21 protein-coding genes are annotated in these 20,114 nt (G+C 69.6%); 11 read left to right on the top strand and 10 right to left on the bottom strand.

Features of this window, described 5'->3' with window-relative positions; all coding sequences use genetic code 11:
* Positions 1-24: 24 nt before the first annotated feature.
* Positions 25-666, bottom strand: coding sequence for a MerR family transcriptional regulator (locus tag LX88_RS31195; RefSeq protein ID WP_258951348.1), 642 nt, complete (start codon positions 664-666; stop codon positions 25-27).
* Positions 639-1,607 (bottom strand): hypothetical protein, encoded by a 969-nt coding sequence (locus LX88_RS31190; protein ID WP_258951347.1) that lies wholly within the window; start codon positions 1,605-1,607, stop codon positions 639-641. Before LX88_RS31190 ends, LX88_RS31195 begins: the two co-directional genes overlap by 28 nt.
* A gap of 183 nt (positions 1,608-1,790) precedes the next feature.
* On the opposite strand from LX88_RS31190, the gene LX88_RS31185 reads away from it, so the two are divergent.
* The 3 genes from LX88_RS31185 (at position 1,791) to LX88_RS31175 (ending at position 5,010) form a co-directional block, all read left to right on the top strand.
* Positions 1,791-2,744 (top strand): NAD-dependent epimerase/dehydratase family protein, encoded by a 954-nt coding sequence (locus tag LX88_RS31185; protein WP_308203470.1) that lies wholly within the window; start codon positions 1,791-1,793, stop codon positions 2,742-2,744.
* 86 nt (positions 2,745-2,830) lie between these two features.
* Positions 2,831-4,372: an acyl-CoA carboxylase subunit beta gene (locus LX88_RS31180; RefSeq protein ID WP_258951489.1), complete on the top strand. Its 1,542-nt coding sequence runs from the start codon at positions 2,831-2,833 to the stop codon at positions 4,370-4,372.
* Positions 4,369-5,010, top strand: a complete 642-nt coding sequence (locus LX88_RS31175) for a maleylpyruvate isomerase N-terminal domain-containing protein (protein WP_258951346.1) — start codon at positions 4,369-4,371, stop codon at positions 5,008-5,010. Before LX88_RS31180 ends, LX88_RS31175 begins: the two co-directional genes overlap by 4 nt.
* Here the strand turns inward: LX88_RS31175 and LX88_RS31170 are convergent.
* On the bottom strand, positions 4,991-5,656 hold the full coding sequence (locus LX88_RS31170; protein WP_258951345.1) for a TetR/AcrR family transcriptional regulator: 666 nt from the start codon (positions 5,654-5,656) through the stop codon (positions 4,991-4,993). The two genes, LX88_RS31175 and LX88_RS31170, sit on opposite strands and share 20 nt — an antisense overlap.
* A 69-nt stretch (positions 5,657-5,725) precedes the next feature.
* Between LX88_RS31170 and LX88_RS31165 the strand changes: the two genes are divergently transcribed.
* On the top strand, positions 5,726-6,730 hold the full coding sequence (locus tag LX88_RS31165) for a carotenoid oxygenase family protein (protein WP_258951344.1): 1,005 nt from the start codon (positions 5,726-5,728) through the stop codon (positions 6,728-6,730).
* A 36-nt stretch (positions 6,731-6,766) separates the two neighbouring features.
* On the opposite strand, the gene LX88_RS31160 is transcribed toward LX88_RS31165, so the two are convergent.
* Positions 6,767-7,954, bottom strand: coding sequence for a putative PEP-binding protein (locus tag LX88_RS31160; RefSeq protein ID WP_258951488.1), 1,188 nt, complete (start codon positions 7,952-7,954; stop codon positions 6,767-6,769).
* A gap of 164 nt (positions 7,955-8,118) precedes the next feature.
* Positions 8,119-9,987, bottom strand: coding sequence for an FAD/NAD(P)-binding protein (locus LX88_RS31155; RefSeq protein WP_258951343.1), 1,869 nt, complete (start codon positions 9,985-9,987; stop codon positions 8,119-8,121).
* 407 nt (positions 9,988-10,394) lie between these two features.
* On the opposite strand from LX88_RS31155, the gene LX88_RS31150 reads away from it, so the two are divergent.
* On the top strand, positions 10,395-10,841 hold the full coding sequence (locus tag LX88_RS31150) for a hypothetical protein (RefSeq protein WP_258951342.1): 447 nt from the start codon (positions 10,395-10,397) through the stop codon (positions 10,839-10,841).
* A gap of 303 nt (positions 10,842-11,144) precedes the next feature.
* Here LX88_RS31150 and LX88_RS31145 read toward each other — a convergent pair whose 3' ends face one another.
* Entirely contained in the window at positions 11,145-11,624 is a 480-nt protein-coding gene (locus tag LX88_RS31145; protein ID WP_258951341.1) for a hypothetical protein, read from the bottom strand.
* A 573-nt stretch (positions 11,625-12,197) separates the two neighbouring features.
* Between LX88_RS31145 and LX88_RS31140 the strand changes: the two genes are divergently transcribed.
* Both LX88_RS31140 and LX88_RS31135 read left to right on the top strand, forming a co-directional pair.
* A complete protein-coding gene (locus LX88_RS31140; RefSeq protein WP_258951340.1) occupies positions 12,198-12,341 on the top strand; it encodes a hypothetical protein in 144 nt (47 codons plus the stop codon).
* 61 nt (positions 12,342-12,402) lie between these two features.
* A complete protein-coding gene (locus LX88_RS31135) occupies positions 12,403-12,582 on the top strand; it encodes a hypothetical protein (RefSeq protein WP_258951339.1) in 180 nt (59 codons plus the stop codon).
* Between the two features lie 74 nt (positions 12,583-12,656).
* On the opposite strand, the gene LX88_RS44640 is transcribed toward LX88_RS31135, so the two are convergent.
* Positions 12,657-12,863, bottom strand: a complete 207-nt coding sequence (locus LX88_RS44640) for a transposase (protein WP_372511451.1) — start codon at positions 12,861-12,863, stop codon at positions 12,657-12,659.
* On the opposite strand from LX88_RS44640, the gene LX88_RS31130 reads away from it, so the two are divergent.
* Positions 12,795-13,124: a hypothetical protein gene (locus LX88_RS31130; protein ID WP_258951338.1), complete on the top strand. Its 330-nt coding sequence runs from the start codon at positions 12,795-12,797 to the stop codon at positions 13,122-13,124. The two genes, LX88_RS44640 and LX88_RS31130, sit on opposite strands and share 69 nt — an antisense overlap.
* A gap of 223 nt (positions 13,125-13,347) precedes the next feature.
* Positions 13,348-16,062 carry an AfsR/SARP family transcriptional regulator gene (locus LX88_RS31125; RefSeq protein ID WP_258951337.1) on the top strand — a complete coding sequence of 905 codons (2,715 nt, stop codon included), beginning with the start codon at positions 13,348-13,350 and terminating at the stop codon, positions 16,060-16,062.
* Here the strand turns inward: LX88_RS31125 and LX88_RS31120 are convergent.
* Positions 16,029-16,547 carry a hypothetical protein gene (locus tag LX88_RS31120; RefSeq protein WP_258951336.1) on the bottom strand — a complete coding sequence of 173 codons (519 nt, stop codon included), beginning with the start codon at positions 16,545-16,547 and terminating at the stop codon, positions 16,029-16,031. The two genes, LX88_RS31125 and LX88_RS31120, sit on opposite strands and share 34 nt — an antisense overlap.
* Before the next feature lie 204 nt (positions 16,548-16,751).
* Between LX88_RS31120 and LX88_RS31115 the strand changes: the two genes are divergently transcribed.
* Both LX88_RS31115 and LX88_RS31110 read left to right on the top strand, forming a co-directional pair.
* The gene (locus LX88_RS31115; RefSeq protein ID WP_258951335.1) at positions 16,752-17,141 is read left to right on the top strand and encodes a hypothetical protein; all 390 of its coding nucleotides are present in this window, start codon (positions 16,752-16,754) and stop codon (positions 17,139-17,141) included.
* Between the two features lie 46 nt (positions 17,142-17,187).
* Complete coding sequence (locus tag LX88_RS31110; protein WP_258951334.1) at positions 17,188-18,165, top strand: zinc-binding dehydrogenase; 978 nt, start codon at positions 17,188-17,190, stop codon at positions 18,163-18,165.
* Between the two features lie 16 nt (positions 18,166-18,181).
* On the opposite strand, the gene LX88_RS31105 is transcribed toward LX88_RS31110, so the two are convergent.
* Positions 18,182-19,237: a hypothetical protein gene (locus LX88_RS31105; protein ID WP_258951333.1), complete on the bottom strand. Its 1,056-nt coding sequence runs from the start codon at positions 19,235-19,237 to the stop codon at positions 18,182-18,184.
* On the bottom strand, positions 19,234-19,737 hold the full coding sequence (locus tag LX88_RS31100; protein WP_258951332.1) for a SigE family RNA polymerase sigma factor: 504 nt from the start codon (positions 19,735-19,737) through the stop codon (positions 19,234-19,236). Before LX88_RS31100 ends, LX88_RS31105 begins: the two co-directional genes overlap by 4 nt.
* Between the last annotated feature and the right edge of the window lie 377 nt (positions 19,738-20,114).

The raw sequence follows: 20,114 nt of genomic DNA, 5'->3' as shown, positions 1-20,114 counted from the left end.
TGCATCTTTCCAATTGCGGTGACGTCAGCCGTTCTCTGTCATGAGGTCGTGGCCGAGTCTGCGGGCGGCCGTGAGCGCCACCGTTCCCAGCACGATCGACACGAGCAGCCGTTCCGCGCACTCGTCCGTGCCGCCCGCACCACCCGCCTGGTCCGCCTCGGCGGCCGCGACCGTCGCACCGGCCCGCAGGTAGGCCTCCAGCAGCGCGTCGTCGGGTGCGTGCCCCGCCAACTCCAGGCCCGCGAGCACGCCGGCCAGCTCCGTCGCGGCGGCGTTGTCGCCCGCGACGCTCCGGCCGTCGCGAGCCAGCACCTCGTCGATGCGGTCACGCCACTTCGCCCGCGCCTCCTCCGTGGCGTCGGGCGGAGTGCCACGGGAGATGGTCGTCAGCACGTCCGGCACGCTTCGGTCACCGTTGCGGCCCACCAGCTCCGCGACCGCGGCGACCGACAGGCCGCCACGGTCGATCAGCGCGCGGACGACGCGGAGCCTGCGCACGTGGCTCTCGTCGTAGCGCATCTGGTTCGGTCCGGTCCGCTGCCCCGCGTGCAGCAGACCGGACCGCAGGTAGAACTTGATCGTCGGGATGCTGACCTGCGCGAGCCTGCTCAGCCCGGCGATCCGCAAGCCTTCGCCGCTCATGCCCATGGCGCCGTCGGGTACCACGGGATCAGCTCGCGCCGGGCGAGCAGCCGAACGTCCCAGTACAGGAAGGTGAAGACGCCCACCGTGATCAGCGCGACGCCGGTGATCACCGCCAGCCGCACCGGCTTCTCCGTCAGCCAGCGTCTCGGCCGGTCTCCGAGGAACGCCGCCGTCGCCACGAGCGCCAGCGCGAGCACGAGGATGTTGCCCAGCGACTGCAGGCAGAACGCTGCGGCGCCGTAGAGCGGGTTGCCGCTCTCGGCCGCGTCGCGGAACAGCTGGCGGAACAGGCCGAACGGGCGGCCGATCAGGAACCCGCCGATGAGCACGCCCATGAACACCATGGGTGCGTTGGGAAAGCGCTTCGCCATGCCGGCGAACGGGTCGCGCACCACGCCCAGCGCGGCCAGGCCGAGGTAGGTCATCACCAGGCCGATCACGCCGAACACGACCAGCGACTGCACGCTGCGGCCGTTCAACGTGCCCACGGCGGTCTGCGCGGTCGAGAACTGCGGCATCGAGGTGCCCACGAGCCCGACGATCACACCGTAGATCGCGGACACCGAGAGCATGCCGGCGGACAGCCACAACAACGGCTTGAGCGCGCCGCGAACCCGTTCGGCCCGGCTGCTGGAACCTCCCAGCAGCGGTGCCATCGCACCGAACGCGGCGATGTTGCACGCGGTGAACGTGCCCGCGAGGCCCGTGACGAACGCGAAAGCGATGCCGGCGGCGACACCGGCGATCGGCGTGGCCTTGGCGTCATGGCCCAGCAACGTGTTCGCGACGTTGTCCCCGATCGTCGAGTCCACGAAGTGAGCCGACCACACGACCGTCAGCCCGAAGCCGGCGAGTGCGCTCAGCAGCACGATCAGCCCGCGCCTGCGCGGGAAGTGGCCGTTGACGAACGCGGATGTGGCGATCGGCCGCGCCTTGGTCAGCGCGGGTTGGTCCGTAGACATGGGTGTGCTCCTCCGCCGCCTAAATTAGTCCACAAAGGACAAGCGCTGCTGCGCCTATCACAGAATGGGGTCGAGGTGGCGCCGATCGCTTATCCCAGAGTGCGGGGTTGCGCCGGGGCGGACATCGCACTCTGGGATAAGCACCGGGACCGCGGCGAAGGCAGGCTGGCGATCGTCGTCGCGGTGAACGGGGTGCTGATGCTGGTGAGCGTGACCGGAGGAACGGGTTTCGTCGGATCACACTCGGTCGCGGCGTTCGTCGCGGCAGGGCATCGGGTCCGGCTGCTCGCGAGAGACCCGGGAGACGTGCCGGAGGTGCTGCGCCCGCTGGGGGTCGATCCCGCCGCCGTCGAGGTGGTGGCCGGTGACGCGACGAACGCCGGCAGGGTCGCGGAACTGGTGCGCGGTGCGGACGCGGTGCTGCACGCCGCGGCCGTCTACTCGTTCGACCGGCGCAGGCGCCAGGAGATGCGGCGCACCAACGTGATCGCCACCGAGACCGTGCTGAGGGCGGCTCGGCGCGCGGGGGTCGGACGGATCGTCCACGTGTCGAGCTTCGTGGCACTCGGCGGCTCGGTGCTCGACGAGAACTCTCCCGTGGCGACCTCTTCCGAGGCGTACGCGGCGTCCAAGGCCGCGGCGGAGACCGTCGCGCGGAACTACGACGCCGTGATCAGCTATCCGCCCGCGTTGCTCGGTCCGCACGACCCGCGGCTGGGTGACCAGACCGCACGGCTGCGGGCGACGTTGCGCGGTCTCCTGCCGATCTGGCCGACCGGCGGTTTCCCGCTGGGTGATGTCCGTGACACGGCGGCGATGCACGCTCACCTGCTCACCGGCGGCCCGCCTCGGTGTTTCGGGCCGGGGCGGTTCGTCTCGACGCGCGAGTACCTGCGGACGTTGCGCGAGGTGACCGGGCGCCGGTTGCCCGCCGTGTTCCTGCCCGCCGCGGCCCTGGCGCCGGTGGGCCTGGTCGCCGACGCGCTGCAGCGGGTGTGGCCGTGGCCGATTCCGGTGCAGGGCGGCGCTATCCGCACGTGCCGGAACGCTCAGCGCGTCGCTTCGGCCGGTGCCACCAGACCGTTGGCGGAGACGATGGCCGACACCGTTCGCTGGCTGGCGGAGAGGACGACATGACCGACCTGTCGGAACGCGCGCTCCGGCCGATCGACTTCGTGCCGGTCGCGGTGCCCCGCCCCGCACCGGCACCGGAACCGCGCTCGATGAAGTCCGTGCTGGACGAGTCCGACCGGCTGCGGGCCCGCGTCGTCGCCGGTGACGAGAACGCCGTCGCCCGCCAGCACGCGCTCGGCAAGCACACCGCCCGCGAACGGCTCGACCTGCTGCTCGACCCCGGCTCGTTCACGGAGATCGACCTGTACCGGCGGCACCAGGCGCGGGGCATGAAGATCTCCGAGAACCGGCCGCACACGGACGGAGTGGTCGCGGGGTCCGGCACCATCGACGGCCGCCGGGTCTTCGTGTACGCGCAGGACTTCTCGGTGTTCGGCGGGTCGCTCGGCGAGGCCCACGCGTCGAAGATCCACAAGGTGATGGACCTGGCGATCGCCGCCGGGTGCCCGTTGATCGGCCTGAACGACAGCGGCGGCGCCCGCATCCAGGAGGGCGTCATGGCCCTCAACGCCTACGGCGGAATCTTCCGCCGGCACGTGGCGGCCTCCGGGATCATCCCGCAGATCAGCGTGGTGATCGGCCCCTGCGCGGGCGGCGCCGCCTACTCCCCCGCCCTGACCGACTTCACGTTCATGGTGCGCGGCACGGCGAAGATGTACCTGACCGGACCCGACGTCGTCGCGGCCGTGAACGGCGAAGTGGTGACGCACGAGGAACTCGGCGGCGCGGACGTGCACAGCAGCCAGTCAGGCGTCGCGACGTTCGTGCACGACGACGAGGAGACCTGTCTCGCGGACGTGCGATACCTGGTCTCCCTGTTGCCCTCCAACAATCTCGACGGTCCTCCCTGCGAGGAACCGGCCGGTGCGACGACCGACGAACGGCCGCGCCTCGCCCAGCTCGTGCCGGTCGAACCGAACAAGCCGTACGACATGCGGTCGGTCATCGCCGAGGTCGTCGACGACGGCGAGTTCATCGAGGTGCACGAGCACTGGGCGGGCAACGTGATCTGCGCGCTCGGCCGCGTCGACGGCCGGACGGCGGGCCTGGTGGGCAACCAGCCGCTGGTGCTCGCCGGCGTCCTCGACTCGGCGGCGGCGCAGAAGGCGGCGCGGTTCGTGCGGTTCTGCGACGCCTTCAACATTCCGCTGGTCACCCTGGTCGACGTGCCCGGCTTCCTGCCCGGCACCGCACAGGAGCAGGGCGGCGCGATCCGGCACGGCGCGAAGCTGCTCTACGCCTACTGCGAGGCCACCGTGCCCCGCATCCAGGTCATCATCCGCAAGGCGTACGGCGGTGCGTACATCGTGATGGACTCCCGTTCGATCGGCTCGGACCTCTCTCTGGCCTGGCCCACCAACGAGATCGCGGTCATGGGGGCCGAAGGCGCGGTGAACGTGTTGTTCCGCAAGGAACTCACCGCCGCGGCCGATCCGCTGACCCTGCGCGCCGAACTGATCGCCGAGTACACGGAGCAACTCATGCACCCGTACTACGCCGCCGAACGCGGCCTGGTGGACGACGTGATCGACCCGGCTCAGACGCGAGCGGCGATCGCCCGCGGCCTCGAGATGCTGAGCACGAAACGTGCCTCCACACCGGCGCGCAAGCACGGGAACGTGCCGCTGTGACCGCGCCGGACCACCTGCTGTACCGGCGGATCCGGCACGACATCGGCCTGCTGGCGACGCGGCGGGTGGCGGACCTACCGGTGCCCGCGTGTCCGGAGTGGACGGTCACGGACCTGGTGACGCACCTGCTGGAGGTGGCGGGGAACGTGGCGGCACGGCTGGGATCGCCGATCGGCACGGCGCAGCCCCCGCACCCCGACGTCGACCGCGGCCTGAAGGAGTGGGACCGCGTCTCCCACGTCCTCGAACCGCTCGTCGAGCTGGAGGGCCCGCGCTCGGCCGGCCGCATGGTGATGGACGCGTTCACCCACCTGCTGGACCTCCATGCCGCCCTGGACGTACCGGCCGACCCGGATCACCCCGCCTACCCCAGCACGCTGGGCCTGCTCGCAGGCGGCTTCTCAGCCTCCGTGCGGGCGCACGACCTGCCGGCGTTGCGGATCGAGAGCCCCGCGACGTCCTGGACGACGGGTGACGGACCGGTGGCCCGCACGCTGCGAGCCGGAACCCACGACCTGCACCGGAGTCTCGCGGGCAGACGCTCCCACGCCGAGATCGCCGCCCTCGGCTGGGACGGCCCGCCAGGATCGTGGCTGCCCGCCTTCACCTGGGGACCGTTCACCCCGCCTGCTGACTGAGCTCTCGCTCGATCCGGCGCCGTGACGCCCGCACGGACCGCGCCGCCATCTCCGGCCGGTCCCCCGCCCCCACCATCAACGCGACGAGCTGGGGGTCGAACAACGCGTCACCGTCGAGCGGCGCCACCAGGTACCCACCCAGTTCCAGGGTCACCAGTCCGTGGGTGGCGATCCACATCTGGTGGGCGACGTGCGCGACGTCGGCGTCCGCGAAGCGGCCCACCGAGACGCAGTGCGCCACGCACTCGACGACGCCCGTCAGGGTGTATCGGCCGTGCTGGCGGTCCTCGTCCGTCAGCGAGAACCCGCTGAGCGACGCGCCGCCGAACATCACGCTGTACAGATGCGGGTTCGCCAGCGCGTTCAGCCGGTACGCACGGCCGAGCAACGCCATGTCCGAGACCGGGTCGGACGTCGAGCGCACCGCGGTGAGATGCCGCTGCAGCCGCTGGAAACCCTCGTGCACCATCTCCCGGACCAGGCCGCTCATACCGCCGAAGTAGGTGTAGACGGCCATCGTCGAGGTGCCGGCCTCCGCCGTGATGCGCCGTGTCGAGAGAGCCTGAGGTCCTTCGGTGGCAAGCAACGCGGCAGCGATCTCGATCAGGGCGGTGTGCGTGCGCGGGTCCGTTCGGCGTGGGCTCACCTTTGACATTGTTGCATAACGGCGATATGTTTAGCACAACACTGTTATGCATTGGTCGGAGGTGCGACCGTGGAAGCACTGCTCGTCGAAGGCTCGTTGCCCGCGAACCTGCGCGGACGGTTCCTGCAGTCCGTCCCCCATCCGGCGCACGGCGCCGACCCCGTCTCCATCACCGGTGTCCGCCTGTCCGGCGGCACCGCGGCCTGGCACCGCGCCCGCGCCGACCACTCGCTGCTGGGCACCGTGCCCAGCCTCGCTCCGGCGGTGCGCGACGGCCTGCGCGTGGCCCGTCCGATGCAGGACCCGCGCACCGGCGAGTGGCACACGATCGCGACCAGACCGGGCTCCCCCCTCGCCGAGCACGTGACGATGAGCGCCTCGGGTGCGGTGCGCCGCGGCCGTTGTTTCGTGCTCAGCGGTCCCGCGCGCATCGACACCGTCGCCCTGACCCCTGACCACGTGGTCGTCTTCGACCTCTCCATGGTGCACGACCGCGCCGCGGAACTCGTCGGCCTGCGCACACCCTTCGCCTGGCGATCGTCCAAACAGGCCCGGATCGGCCTCCTGCCGAGACGATCTCGCGGTAATCCTCTGTGGTTCCCGGTCTCACCGTGCTTCGTGCCGGACGCGGTCCACGCCTTCGAGGACGGCCAGGAGGTGGTGGTCGACGCGCTGCGACAGACCTCGCCCGCCGGACCGCGCGAGCTGATCCGCTGGACCCTGGACCTCGTCACGGGTGAGGTCAACGAGGAGTTCTTGACGTACGCGGATTTCGCCATCGCGCGCGCTGACGGGCACGGCCAACGAGGGCACGAGATCTACGGAACCGCTGACACCACGGTCTTCCGGCACGGCGAGGCCACCTACTCGTTCGGCGCTGGTCATCGCCTCGGCCAGCCCGCACTCGCCGACGGGTGGCTCGTGGTCCCGATGCGTCATGGCGCATCGAGCGACCTGGCCGTCTTCGACGCCACCGATCTCGCCGCCGGCCCGATCTCCGTCGTCCGGTTGCCCGTCACCGTGCCGGTGGCCACCCGCACCACGTGGCAGCCTCTGCTCCACCCGGTCCGGTAGGACCAGGCAGAGCAGAGGCGTCGGCCGCCTTCCCGGTCAGGCGGGGAGTTCCACGGCTCCGGCGACCCGCTGGAGCTCGGCGTTGCACATCATGAGGCGCCGCCCCGGGAGGTGCCGCAGGTAGTGGTCCACGTCGGTGCCCAGTGCGAACACGTGCACCGGAACGCCCGAGGCACGGCCCGACTCGACGGTCTGGCTCAACGCCGCGAGCACGGCCGGGTGCCTGGTCTGGTAGGTGGCCGCGACCCTGTGGTTGCCGCGGTCGGCGGCGAGGTAGAACTGGATCAGGTCCTTGGTGCCGACGAACAGCTCACTGGCCCCGGCGGCGCAGAACTCGGTCGCGGAGTGCACGGCGGCCGGTGTCTCGACGAAGACGCCGAGCGGGGTGTCGCCGGTCAGGCGGAGGTGCTCGCGCAACCGGAGGAACTCGGTGCTGTCGTTGATGAACGGCACGGCGAAGCTCACCCGGTCCGCGTCCGCGCCGAAGTGATCGGCCACGTGGGCGCGCAACGCCAGGAAAGCCGCCGGGTAGTGGTGTTCCGCCAGCAGCCACCGGGCGCCGTGCAGGCCCAGTTCGGGGTTGGGCTCGTCGTCCACTTCGATCCCGGTGGTCATCCGCGCGGCGTCGTCGGACCGGAGGTCGAGCAGCCTCATGACGAGTCGCTGGCCGGGAAGGAGTTCCCTCACCATCGAGTGCAGCACCCCGGCGATCGCCACGCCGTAGCGCTCGGCCTCGCGCGGCCCGGCGCGGAGCGAGTCGATCGGACTCAGTCCCGCGCCGAGGCAAAGGAACTCCTCGCGGATGAAGTAGCTGTCCACGCGCGCCGTGAGGTCGTTGGTGGAGCGGATGTCCGTCGCGTCGGCGATCACCACGCAGATCGACTCGACGTCGTCGAGGCCGGGCAGCACGGGTTGCCTCTGCCGCGGCACGTCCACGACGGTGCCGTGGATGATCGACCCGCGGTCGAGTCGAACGGTGATGTCGCCGACGAGGGTGTCCAGCGCGAGCGGGTCGACGCGCAGGACGGGGATGCCGCGGGAGCGGCACAGGGACTGCATGTGGCCGGTCTGGCCACCTCGTGCGCAGATCACGGCGCTGGAGGCCAGGATGGCGTCGTACAGCTCAGGGCCGAGCTGTTCCGTCACGAGAACCGTGCCTTCAACGGGTTCGGCGGTTCGATTGCACGTGCCGTGAAAGGTCCTCAGGTGTCCGCCGACCAACACATGTGCAGGTGTTTCGCGAAAGTTCACAGGGGTCCTTTCCCCGATCCCGATCGGAGCACCGCGGCCGAGAGCGTGCCGACCTGACACTCCGTGTTGATCTGAGGATGGCAGCCGCCGAACCGGCCCTGCATCTTCCGGAATGCGTGGTGCTCGACGCCGCCGCTTCAGCCGATCGGTCCGGTCGGCTCGTCGAGTCCCAGCAGGGAGCGGAGATCTCTCGGTGTCACCGAAAGGTCGTTGAGCCTCACCGTGGCGGCGGTGTTCACGGCGAACCGGAGTGCGTCGGCGGTCGTCGGGACCTGGCCGTCGCGAGCCATGGCATCGCACACGGTCACAACACTCTCGTCGAGACGGAGAGCCGATTCTTCACGGTCACGCCGTCGTCGTGCCGCCATCCGGCGCACGTCGAGCGAAACCGACCGCGCGAACGCTTCGCGCGCCGGAGCGCCGAAGTTCGCCGTCACGTCACCGGCTTTCGCGTCGTAGCAGGATTCGAGGCCTCGCAGCACGTTCGCGGCGACACCGACCGAATGGTTCTTGATCGCGGCGAGGTTGAACGAGAACGCGCCGATGCGGCCGTGCCGGACGATCTCGTCGCCCTCCCGCGGACCACCGACCACGGAGATCGGGCCGGACGGGACACCGCCCGGTCCGAGCAGGACACCGGTCCCGTCCACCTCCACGCCGCGACCGGTGCGCTGGTGCGGCACGGCCAGGCCCTTCCTGAGCAGGTTCGCCCAGAACGGTTCACCAGCGCGCTGGTAGTCGGGTTCCCGGCCGAAGTTCGAGATCACGAGGTCCGCCTCGATCGCCCGGGTCGAGTCCGGTGTGGACACCGTCAGCACCAGCGTGCCGTTCCCGGAACCATCGATCTGGCTGACTTTCCCGGTCGTGACGGCGATCTGCCCGTCCCCGGACATCGCCACGTCGACCATCTGGGTCGTGTAAGCGACGGCGCTGACCCTCAGGGTGGCGAGCGCGCTGCCGTGCTCGTCGAGGAGCGCGCGCAGATCGGCCGTCGGGACGCGTTGCAGCAGCTCGGGAAGGTGTGGCTCCCACGACTTGGCGACCCGTTCGGTCACGACCACCGGCGCCACGCCGGGATAGACCTCGGCGACGACGGCGCACGCCCGTTCCCACTCGCTTTTGACGCGCTGGACGAGATGGCCGGGCCCCTCGTAGTCGCCCCGCAACCGCGGAGCGGGCAGGTCGAGGACCTCGTGACGGTGGTCAGGCGGATAAGTGCGGACGGTCAGGCCGGAACGCGAGACCATGTGGATCTTCCCGGTGTGACCGCGGCGCAACAGGAGCGCCGCCGAGTCGTACCCGGTGAGCAACGTGCCGATAATCGCGACGACGGCGTCGGGCCGGACCCCGAGCACGCGTTCGACACCGGCCGCGGAGTAGGGGTTCCTGACGAACGACGGGTGGTCCAGCACCTCGGTGGCGAACGCGAGCGCCCGCTGCTCCAGGCCCGTCGCGATGACGAGGTGGTCGGCTCGGACGGTCACCGGTGGGGACTCGGCTTCGCCACCCGGCGACGGCCTGTGCGGCAGGGCGAAGTTCTCCACGACGACACGTACGTCACCGGCGTCGACCACCACGTCCACCACCTCGCCGTCGACCTCGGCCAGCGTCACTCCCTCTGACGCCTCACGTGCGGCTTCAGCGAGGCGGTCAGCGAGGTAGTCGGCGTAGATCCGGCGAGGCGCGGGCCCGGACTCGGTGAACTCGAACCCGCGCCACTCCGGCGGCCAGCCGGTCCGGTCGGCGCTGGTGTTGGCCCAGTTCACGAAGTCGTCGACGTCCTCACGGAACATCGCCATGCGCCCGGCCTGGATGTTGAAGACGTGGTGCCAGGGGTTGCCCGCCGGGTGGTAGGCCACGCCCGCGCTGCGGTGCTCAGGACGGCGCTCGATCAGCACGACCTGCATTGGTTCCCTGGCGAACTGGAGGAGGCGGACAGCGGTGGCGGTGCCGCCGAGCCCCGCCCCGACGATGACCACTCGCCGCGATCTGTCGGACCACTGCACCCGGTCGTCACCCCTGTTCCCCCATCACACGGCCAGCAACCCGCAAATGATCTCATCGATCACGAGGCGCGTTGAAGGGTACGAACGTGTGCATTCGATTCTCGTATCACGCTGAACTGCCGGTCGGCAGCGGACTGTGCACTGGTCGAACGAAGTGTCTCTGCCCGCGGTCGTCGGACAGAGGCTCCTTTTTGGACAGATCATCCTGCTGGTGCGCTGTCTCCCGTTCGACGGCCTCGCATCAACGCACGGCCACGGTGAGCGCCGCGGTGTGCAGCTTCTCTCCGTGGCGGAACTCCAGGAACAGGCGGTACCCCTCGGTCAGTTCGTCGTGTTCTGGGCCTCGAAGCTCTACTCCCCGGCGATCCGAACCACACCTGCAACACGTCCGCGAGTACGTCGAGCGCGTGGCCAAGGCCGTACCCGCCGACGCGCTGCGCGTCTACGAGACGTACTGGAACCGCATCGTCGACGAGTGGGGCGACAAGCCGACACCGCTGGACATCAAACAGCTCGCCGAGCGAATCGAGGCAGACGCTGTCGTCCGCAAGAACTCCCCCGGCGGCCGCTCCGCCGCCGAGCACCTCATTGCCGCGGCCCGCTGCCTCTACCAGCACGCGATCGCGGACCGTCTCATGCCCAAAAGCGACAACCCAGCACGACGCGTCGCCAAACCGCGTCGCGGCGGCACACTCGCGCTCCGCCGCTGCGATCTAAGCCTGTTGCCAGAAGTTGTGTGCCGAAAACCGCGTCCGTGCAGTTCAAGCCGCACGCCGATACTCGTGGACGACTCCGCCAAGACGATCCCGTCGATCGTTGTAGTGGCGCTCGTACTCGCGCAGCACGTGCCGTAGGTGGGCCTGGTTCCAGATCAGCGTGCGGTCCAGCAGTTCAACGCGAAGTGTCTTGACCAGCGTTCCATGATCGCGTTCATGCGGGGTATCCGGACACCGGTCGGCACCGTATCGATCCCCGCGGCGCCAAGGATTTCGTGATCAACGCGGGGTATTTGGCGTCGCGGTCGCGGATGAGGAATCTGATCCGCGTGAGGTGTCCGGTGTCCTTGAGGTCCATGAGCAGGCTGCGGACGGCCTGGGTGACCGCCCTCGGGCCCGTACGGCTGCGCCTCAGGAACAACTTCCGTGCGGAACTATTGATCAGAAGTCGCGATAGAAAGCACCGACAGGGAATTCGGGAGAATCAGGATCAACATTTGCCTTGAGTGTAATTATGACCTCGGTGATTCCGCCCGCCGGGCCCTGCTTGCCAGGGTAGCCCGAGATAGTCTTATTGTTGGCGGTCCGGCTTTCGGTTCCATACCAACCGTTTGCCGTGTAGTAGTAGAAAAAAGCAGTAGTCGATCCGGCGTTGTTATCATCGAACAATTTGATACTAAGATTGGCCGAACGGTTCGACCAGTTCACGATGCCGGAGATGCAGCCGCTTCGGCCGTTGCACGTCTGGGGGATCGGGTCGGATGGGTAGGCGGCGGTAGCGCTGGTCGTCCCGTTCGGGTAGTCGCTCGTGCTGGCAACGCCAAGCCCGGGAGCCGCAGCTGCCGTCGCGATTGCGCTGATCGGCATGAGGCCCACCAGCACGGCGGCCGCGCTCAACGTCGCGGCGATTGTCTTGCGCATTGTCGTGATCCTTCGTTCGGGTCGACGGTTCTGGCCGACGCCTTCTTTATCTGAAACGCGGATTTTCGCGCTGTGAAAGAGCGTAGTGAGGCGTGCTACACGGCACCTACACGTGTCGCAGTCCCTCGTTGCACGAGTGGGAGACAAGCCCTCTCGGCGTCACTGGCAGGGGTACTACCCGGCGGGCCAGCTTCGTGCACGGCCACGAGTCGACGTCTGCCTAGGAGCCAGTGCGCCGAGGTGCGGGTGGGTGACGCTGTCTTTGCTGTCTTTGCTGTCATGGCGGGCGGCGAGCAGGCGTTCGCCGAGGTCACGCGAGGATTCGTGGTGAAGAACTCGTCGAGCCTGTCGAAGGGATGAGGTCATTGCGGTCGTACAGGTCGACGTGGTCAGCGCACGGGACGATCACGAGTTCGACGTGCCGGGGTTACCGCCTGGACGTCCTCGGAGTAGTAGCAGGAGTGCGCGTTGGCACCAGCGACGGGGAGCGCCTTGCTCACAGTCGGTCGTGCGCAGTAGCCGCAACGCGGCGAAGTGTGGGAAACGGCGAGGTAAGCGAAGGCTGGCGTCGGCGTGTCCTTCAGCACCGCGATTTCGCCGTGCGTCACCCCTGCGGGCAGAGTGATCGGCGGTCTCGCAGCGGGCGGACGCATCAAGGAGACCGTCTCCAATGTCGTGACCAACACCATCAACGGCCAAAGCACCGGCTTGGACTAGTCCGTCGGAGCATGCGCCGGCGGAGCAGTGCTCGGCGCACTGTGAAACCTTTGGGAGAACGATGGACCGCAAGATGGCGTGGCTTGTCGGCCTGGCATTGCTGGCACTCGTCGTGCTGGGGTTCCTGATACCCAGCACGCGAGCAGGCGAGTTCACCATCAACGGCACGGCGTTGTCCTCAGTGATCGTGGCGGCCATCATCGCCGGCACAGTGCTGAGTGTCGGTACACGCAGACGGTAGACGGCATGGGGTGGGCATGACGTCCACCCCATGTTCTAGTCACCCTGTGCCGCTCGAAAAGTCATCGCTGCACGTCATGCGGCGTATCTGTACTCGTTGACGAGTCCGCCGAGGATCCGGGTGCGGAGCAGCTTGCGGGGCTTGAGGTCATGCCTGACGGCGGGTTGCTCTTGAGCTTCGGGTGGTAGCTGATCGCGGTCCTGGTGGGATCGGTGAGTGTTGTAGTGGATCTCGTAGGTGGCAAGGACATGACGCGTGTGGGCTTCTCCGGTGATGAGGATGTGGTCGAGGACCTCGCGCCGGATGGCGCCGATGATGCGTTCGCAGTGGCGTTCATCCGGAGGGCCTGCGGCGCGCTCTTGATCACGCGTAGTTCCTCGGCCTCGATGTCCCCACCGCGGACGACGTATCAGCCTGGACAGCGCGGCGAACCAGAATCGGTCTGCCGGCTCGTAGCGGAACGGAAGGACCAGCTGTCGGAGAAGGACGCGGCAGACAGCAACTTCCCAGTCACCTTGTACAGCCGGGACACGATCACATGAGATCGAGGTCGGCGTTACGCGTGTCAGCAAAGCAGCGTTATCCCGAAAAATCGACTCAAACCGTTTCACCGAATGGGTGTTGCAGCGAGGGTGTGGCGGCGGTGCGCGGGACCGGTGTTCGGAATCGCGGTGTGCGGCGGGAACGCGACGGGCGCCGACGTCGTCCGATGGACGAACACCTGAGCAGGTCCTGGGGAGCGGAGGAGCCATTAGCAGGTCGAGCGTGCGGGTGCTGGGCCCTCTGGAGGTCTGGCGGAACGGCCGCAGGGAGAGTCTCGGTGGCGTCAAACAGCGGGCCTTGCTCGCGCACCTCGCGCTGCACGCGAACACCGACGTCTCGCTCGACCAGCTGATCGAGGCCCTGTGGCCCGCGACTCGGCCGCGGTCGGTGGTGCAGAACGTCCGGACCTACGTCTGGCGGCTCCGGCAGCTGCTCAACGAGCAGCTGCGCACCCATGGCACCGGCTACGTGCTCGAACTCGAGGCTGACGAACTCGACGCGCTGATGTTCGACGAGCTCGTCGCGCAAGCCCGGCGGCGACCCGACGCGGCGCTGGGGTTGTTGCGGCGGGCGGAGTGCCTCTGGCGCGGCCGTCCGTTGGAGGACCTGCCGGGTCACGACGCGTGGGCGCCTGCCCTCGCCCGGCTCGACGAGGCCCGGCTCGCGGCTACCGAGCAGCGGCTCGGGTTGCAGGTGGCCTCGGGTGAGTGCGCCGAGGCGATCCCTGAGCTCCGGGCGTTGCTGGCGGAGCACCCTTACCGCGAGAGCGTGTGCGGGCAGCTCGTGCTCGCCCTGCATCAGGACAACCGGCGTGCTGAGGCGTTGCAGGTCTACGCGGACATGCGCGTGCGGCTCACCGGCGAGCTCGGGTTGGAGCCCGGATCCGCGCTGCGAGAGGCCCAGCTCGCGGTGCTGCGCGACGAACCGGCGCCCGCTCCCCTGCGTCAGCTACCGCCGACGGTGTTCGACTTCTGCGGCCGCGCGGGAGAGATCGCGGTGCTGACGACGGCACTGCGGCAGGACTCCGCACCGGCCGTGGTGACCGGGCCTCCCGGTGTCGGCAAGTCGACACTCGCGATCCGGGTGGCGCACCAGGTCGGTGACCACTTCCCGGACGGACAGCTCTACGTCGACCTCGGCGGCACCTCCGACCACCCGCGCGAACCGGGTGAGGTGCTCACGGAACTGTTGCACGCCTTGGGGATCACGGGTGCCGGCCTGCCCGCGCAGGTCACCGCGCGTGCCGCGCTGTTCCGCTCCAAGCTCGCCGGTCGGCGGGTGCTGGTGGTGCTCGACGACGCCGCCTCGGTGAGCCAGCTCGTGCCCCTGCTCCCGGCCGACGCGGGCTGCGCGGTCCTCGTGACCAGCCGGCGCAGGCTGCCGGAGCTGCCCGGCGCGCTGCAGGTGGAGCTGTCCCCGTTCTCCCCGGAGGAGGCGGCGGAACTGCTCACCGCCATCGCGGGCGAGGACCGGGTGCGCGCCCAGCCCGACGAAGCGGCGGCGATCGCGGCGGCGTGCGGGCACCTGCCGCTGGCGATCCGGGTGGCGGGCGCGCGGCTGGCCGGGCGCGGGCGGTGGTCGATGCAGGTGCTGCGCGAGCGGCTCGTCGACGAGTCGACGCGGTTGCGCGAGCTCACCTCCGGTGAGCTGGCCGTGCGGGCGAGCTTCGACCTGAGCATCCGGCAGCTGTCCCCGCGCGAGTTCCAGGCGTTCGTGCGGCTGGCGTTGCTCGGTCCGCACGACTTCCCAAGCTGGGTGGTCGAGACGTTGCTCGGTGAACCGGGCACCGAGCACCTCGTGGACGGGCTGGTCGACGCTCATCTGCTCGAGACGTTCGGCGCGGACGGCATCGGCCAGCCGCGCTACCGGCTGCACGACCTGTTGCGGTGCCACGCCCTGAACCACTCACTGCCGGACGGCCGGGCCGCGCTCGAACGGACGCTGCGCGCGTGGCTCTGGCTCGCGGTCACGGCCGCACGGCGGTTACCCGTCACGTTCGGCACCACCATCGCCGACGTCGCCCCGGTCGCGGCGCCGGAGCACCTGCTCTCCGAGCCCGTCGCGTGGTTCGAGGCGGAACGGCGCACGTTGTGCGGCGCGGTCGACATCGCGGCGGACGCGGGCCTCGACGAGGTGGCGTGGCAGCTCGCGGCGGCCTGCGTGCCGTTCTTCGACCTGCACAGCCACTACGAGGACTGGGCGCGCACCCACGCGCGGGCGTTGCGGAGTGTCCGCGCGGCCGGCAACGAGGCTGGCGAGGCGGCGTTGCTGCGCGGCATCTCCCAGGTGCACATCTACCGCAGCGAGTTCACGGAGGCGGAGCAAGGACTGCTTGCGGCACAAGAGCTCTACCGCTCGCTCCGCGACGACCGCGGCCAGGGCACCTCCCTCGCGGGCATCGGCGTGGTGTACCGGCTGCAAGCGGAGTACGAGCGCTCGATGGAGTTCTACGGCGAAGGCCTGCGGCTGCTGGAGCTCGCGGGCGATCTGCATTCCGTGGCACACGTGCGGGCGTCGATCGGCGGGGTCCACAGCTCGCTCGGCAGGCCCGAGGAGGCGCGGAAGTGGCTCACGAACGCCCGGCGGCTCGCCGCGGACCTCGGTGACGCACACCGCGAAGCCCTGGTGCTGGTGCGACTTTCCGCGCTCTGCCGCAGCACGGGCGAGCACGAGCAGGAGCTGGTCAGCGCACGCCGGGCCGTGACGATCCTGACGGACCTCACCGACGAGCGGTGCACGGCGTTCGCCCAGGTCGAGCTGGCCGAGGCGTTGATCTCGAACGGCCACCCGCACGAGGCGCACACCCTCCTGCGACAGGCTCTGGAAACCTACCGCCGCACCGGGAACCGGGAAGGCGAACCCGCCGCGCGGCGAGCACTCGCACGCGCGGCGGCCTCCGCGGATCAGTTGCTGTTGCCGTACTTCCAGCCGAGGTAGTTGCTGAAGTAACCGGTCGAACCAGGGTGACCGATCTTGCCGCCGACGCTGGTCGACCAGAAGCCGCCGTTGCCGTCCGCGATGCCCACATGGCCGTACTGGCTGATGTTCCAGAAGACGAACGCTCCCCTGGGTGGCGTGCCGGTGGTGTGGCGGGCGCCGTCCGAGGACCGCCAGTGGTCGATCGCCGACGCGTGGTGCGTCGAGCGGTTCCACGCCAGGCGGACGGCGCGCTCGCAGTAGCCCTCGTACGCCGTGCTGCCGCGACGGTCGGCCATCCACTTGATGGCACCGTCCGCCGTCTGCTGGATGCTGACGTCGCCTTCGACGGCGGACGCGGTGGCCGTGTCGTCGAACCACGGCTGCGCGATCTTGACGTTCGGGCCGAACGCTTGCCCGCCGGCCGCGCCGGCCGGAGCGGCGGTGCCGATCAGGGCCGCGCCGAGCAGGCCGATGGCAGCGACCGTGACTTTGGTGAACCGCATGAGATCCCCTTTTCGCATGTCTGTACGGCCCCCACAGCATCCGGAGGTCGCATACACGGCTGATACATCGCCGATACACGGCGCCAGAGCGGGGCGGGTCTCCGTGACCGCGTTCGAACCAGGCTGCCGTCGTGGCACGGGGACGAGCAGGGCGGTCGAAGGCGCAGCGGCGCGGGCCAGCCCAGAAGGGCGCGGGAGGTCGCGATGCTGGACCTCGCCTCCCGAGCTTCCCGCGGCCACGCGGAGCGCTCGTGGTGGGAGCGCCAGACGCAGGGCGCTCAGACCTGGGGCACCATCGCTGCGAACGGGGTGACGCTGGTGAACTGGGGCACGTTCTCGGCCCGCGCGAGGTCGCGCTGGACGATCGCGTCGGCCGTCTGGGGTGTCGTGGCGCTGATGGTCGGCGTGCCGAGCAGCACCGCTTTCGACGTGTCGCTGCCCCTGCCGGCGGGGTTGCTGGCTCTGGCGTGGGTGGGGATCGCACGGTTGCTGCGGCGCAAGGCCCGGTGCTCCCGCACCACGGCGGGGTGGTTGTTCGTGGCCTACTCCGTCGTTCTGCTGTTCTGGCGTGCGACCTTTCTGCGCATGGTGTGAGGTCGGAGGGAGGGACACGTCCCCAGCACCTACGGAAAGGCATGTCATGCGCGCACTGGTCCAGCAGAAGTTCGGTGACCCCGCCGAGGTCCTCGAGGTGCAGGAGGTGCCCGCTCCGCAGCCCGGTCCCGGAGAGGTCCTGGTGCGGGTGCTGCTCTCCCCCGTCCACAACCACGACCTGTGGACCGCGCGCGGAACCTACGGTTTCAAGCCCGAGATGCCCGCACGCTCCGGCACCGAGTTCGTCGGGGTCGTCGAGACGCTCGGTGAGGGCGTGGACGGCCTCGCGGTGGGCCAGCGCGTGGCGTCGGGTGGCACCTTCGGCGCCTGGGCCGAGTTCGTGGTCGCGACCGCCCAGACGCTCATCCCCGTTCCCGACGCCATCGATGACGAGTCGGCGAGCCAGCTGGTGTCGATGCCCTTCAGCGCCATCGCGCTGCTCGACTCGCTGGAGCTCGCTGCGGGTGACTGGTTCGTCCAGAACGCCGCCAACGGAGCCGTCGGCAGGCTCGTCGCGCAGCTGGCGGCGGCCCGCGGCGTCCACGTCCTCGGCCTCGTCCGCCGTGCCGACGGCGTGGCCGAACTACGTGCGCAGGGCATCGGCAGTGTCGTCGCCACCGACGACGACGGCTGGCGCGACCGGGTTCGGGAGATCGTCGGCGACGCGCCGATCAGGGCTGGGGTCGACTCGGTCGGCGGTGCGGCCGCGGGCGACGTCGTCTCGCTGCTCGCCGAGGGCGGGCGGCTCGTGGTGTTCGGTGCGATGGCCTCCCCCACCCTCGAGATCAGCTCGGGTGACGTGATCTTCAAGCAGGTCACCGTCACCGGTTTCTGGGGCAGCAAGGTCTTCCCCGCGATGGCGGCCGGCAAGCGGGCCGCGCTGCTGGGCGAACTGGTCACGGGCATCGCCTCGGGCGCGCTCACCCTGCCAGTCGAGCACGTCTACTCGCTGGAGCAGATCGCCGGGGCCGCGCGCGGCAACGCGGCCCCGGGCCGGCGGGGCAAGATCCTTCTGCGTCCCTGACAGGTCCGGACCGCGGTCAGTTCGGCAGGACGAGACGGTTGGCGATGTCGTACAGGTCGGCCGGCGGTACCCGGCCCGCGATGACGACCGGGGCTCCCTCCAGCGCGCCGAGGACCCACAGCCGGTGGTAGCCGTTCTCGTCGGCGTACCGCGTCTCGCGGCCCTGCACCGGCTGTCCCGGCGTGCCCTCCGGTTGGCCGACGACCGCGCTGTTGACGTGCACCGTCGGCTGGACGGTGCACGTGCCGAGCGAGTAGCTCGTGGTGGCCTGTGGCCCGGGCCGGTCCGCGGGCTGCTGGACGCCGAAGGCGCAGATCCGCATTCCGGCGGGCAGGTCGCGCAGGCCGAACGCCGGGGTGACGGTCGTGGTGCCCGGGAACTGGATGTTCTCCGCGATCCGGCGGCCGTTGTCGACGAGTTGCTGCGCGGGCGCGGTGCTGCCGTACGCGGCGGCCACGTGCACGTACATCGAACCGCCGTCGGGGTGCTCCACGTACAGCTCGTACCCACCTGGCCCGGTGGACACCGAGCTCTCGACGGCGCGCTGTCCCTTGATCGTTACGGGGGAGCCCGGGCCCGACTTGAACATCGCCTGGTCCACCGGCACCATCCGGAACTGCTGGACGCCGACCTCCAGGACCTGGCCGCCGGCCGTGACGGTCAGCATGTACTCGCCGCCGTACAGAGGTGCTTCCGGGTTGGCCGCGCTGGACCCGATGTTGATCCGTTGTGCGCGGTAGGCGACCGCGCCCGGCGGGAGCCAGCCCAGGGAGTAGGGCATCTGCAGCCCCGCCGGGGCCGGGGCGGTGGGGGCCGGGGTCTGGCTGTCCTGGGAACCGTTGGCGGTGGCGACCGTCTGGGACTGGTCCACTGGGTCCGGCCGGTTCAGCGCCACGGCGGTGACCGCGCCGAGGGTCAGCACGGTCGCCCCGGCGGCGACCGCCAGCGGCCGGCTCAGCCCGGAGCGCCTGCTGTCGATGCGTTGGCGGGCCGCGGCCAGAACCGCGTCGCTGTCGGGCGCGTCATGTTCGCGCGCCGTGAAGGTGTCCTTGATCAAGTTCTCGATGTTCATCTTGTCTCCCTGGCCTCCGCCATCTGCTCGACGGCCAAGCCGTTTCGCAGCGAGGCCAATGCTTTGTGGGCGTGTGCGCGGACGGTGGCCTGGGCGCAGCCGAGCAGCCCGGCGATCTCGGAATCGGGCAGCTGCTCGTAGTACCGCAGCACCACCACGGCACGTTGGCGCTTGGGCAGCCGCGACAGGCGCTGCCACATGTCCTCGCGCGCGGCGTGGTCCGACGCGAAATCGTCCGCACGTGCCTCCTCGGGGAGGTCGCCCGAGGCGATCACACGCGCGGACCGGCTATGTCGCCAGGACAGGTAGCCGTTGGTCACCATCCGCAGCACGTACCTGTCGGGATGATCCGCGCCGCTGATCCGGGCCCAGTGCCGGTACACCTTCACCAGCACGTCCTGCACCAGATCAGCCGCCTGCTCCCGCTCGCCGGTGAGCATCGTCGCGTACCGCAGCAACCGCGGCAGTTGCGCTCGGGCGAAGTCGTCGTAGTCAGCCATCACCTTGGAAGACTCGCCTCGGCGGCGATCCGTTTACCCGTCTTCCCGAATGACCAAGTTGATCCACTTGACGAGTCGTGGAGGCAGGCAATGTTCGATCTCGTACCCGCTCACGTCAGGTCGTTCCAAGGGCAGTGTGCGGGGCACTGAACCGAACGGATCCGCCGCGCAAGACCCTGATGCTGTCGCAACGAGTTGCTCCTGCCAATTGGTCACCGTCGGCGCCGTCTGGCGCGACCCCGAACGGCGGAAGCCCAACCACACTCCCGAACCTCGCGGTGCGCCTCGTGGCGGTTCATACTGGATGCTCCTGGGCTGGCTCATCGAGGCTGGTGGATCACATGCGGATTCCGGGGCGTCGCCCGCGGCGAAGCGCG

Source organism: Lentzea californiensis, assembly GCF_024648825.1.
Lineage (GTDB): Bacteria > Actinomycetota > Actinomycetes > Mycobacteriales > Pseudonocardiaceae > Lentzea > Lentzea californiensis.
The sequence above is the reverse complement of the archived record's forward strand: the minus strand, read 5'-3'. Positions and strand labels throughout refer to the sequence as shown.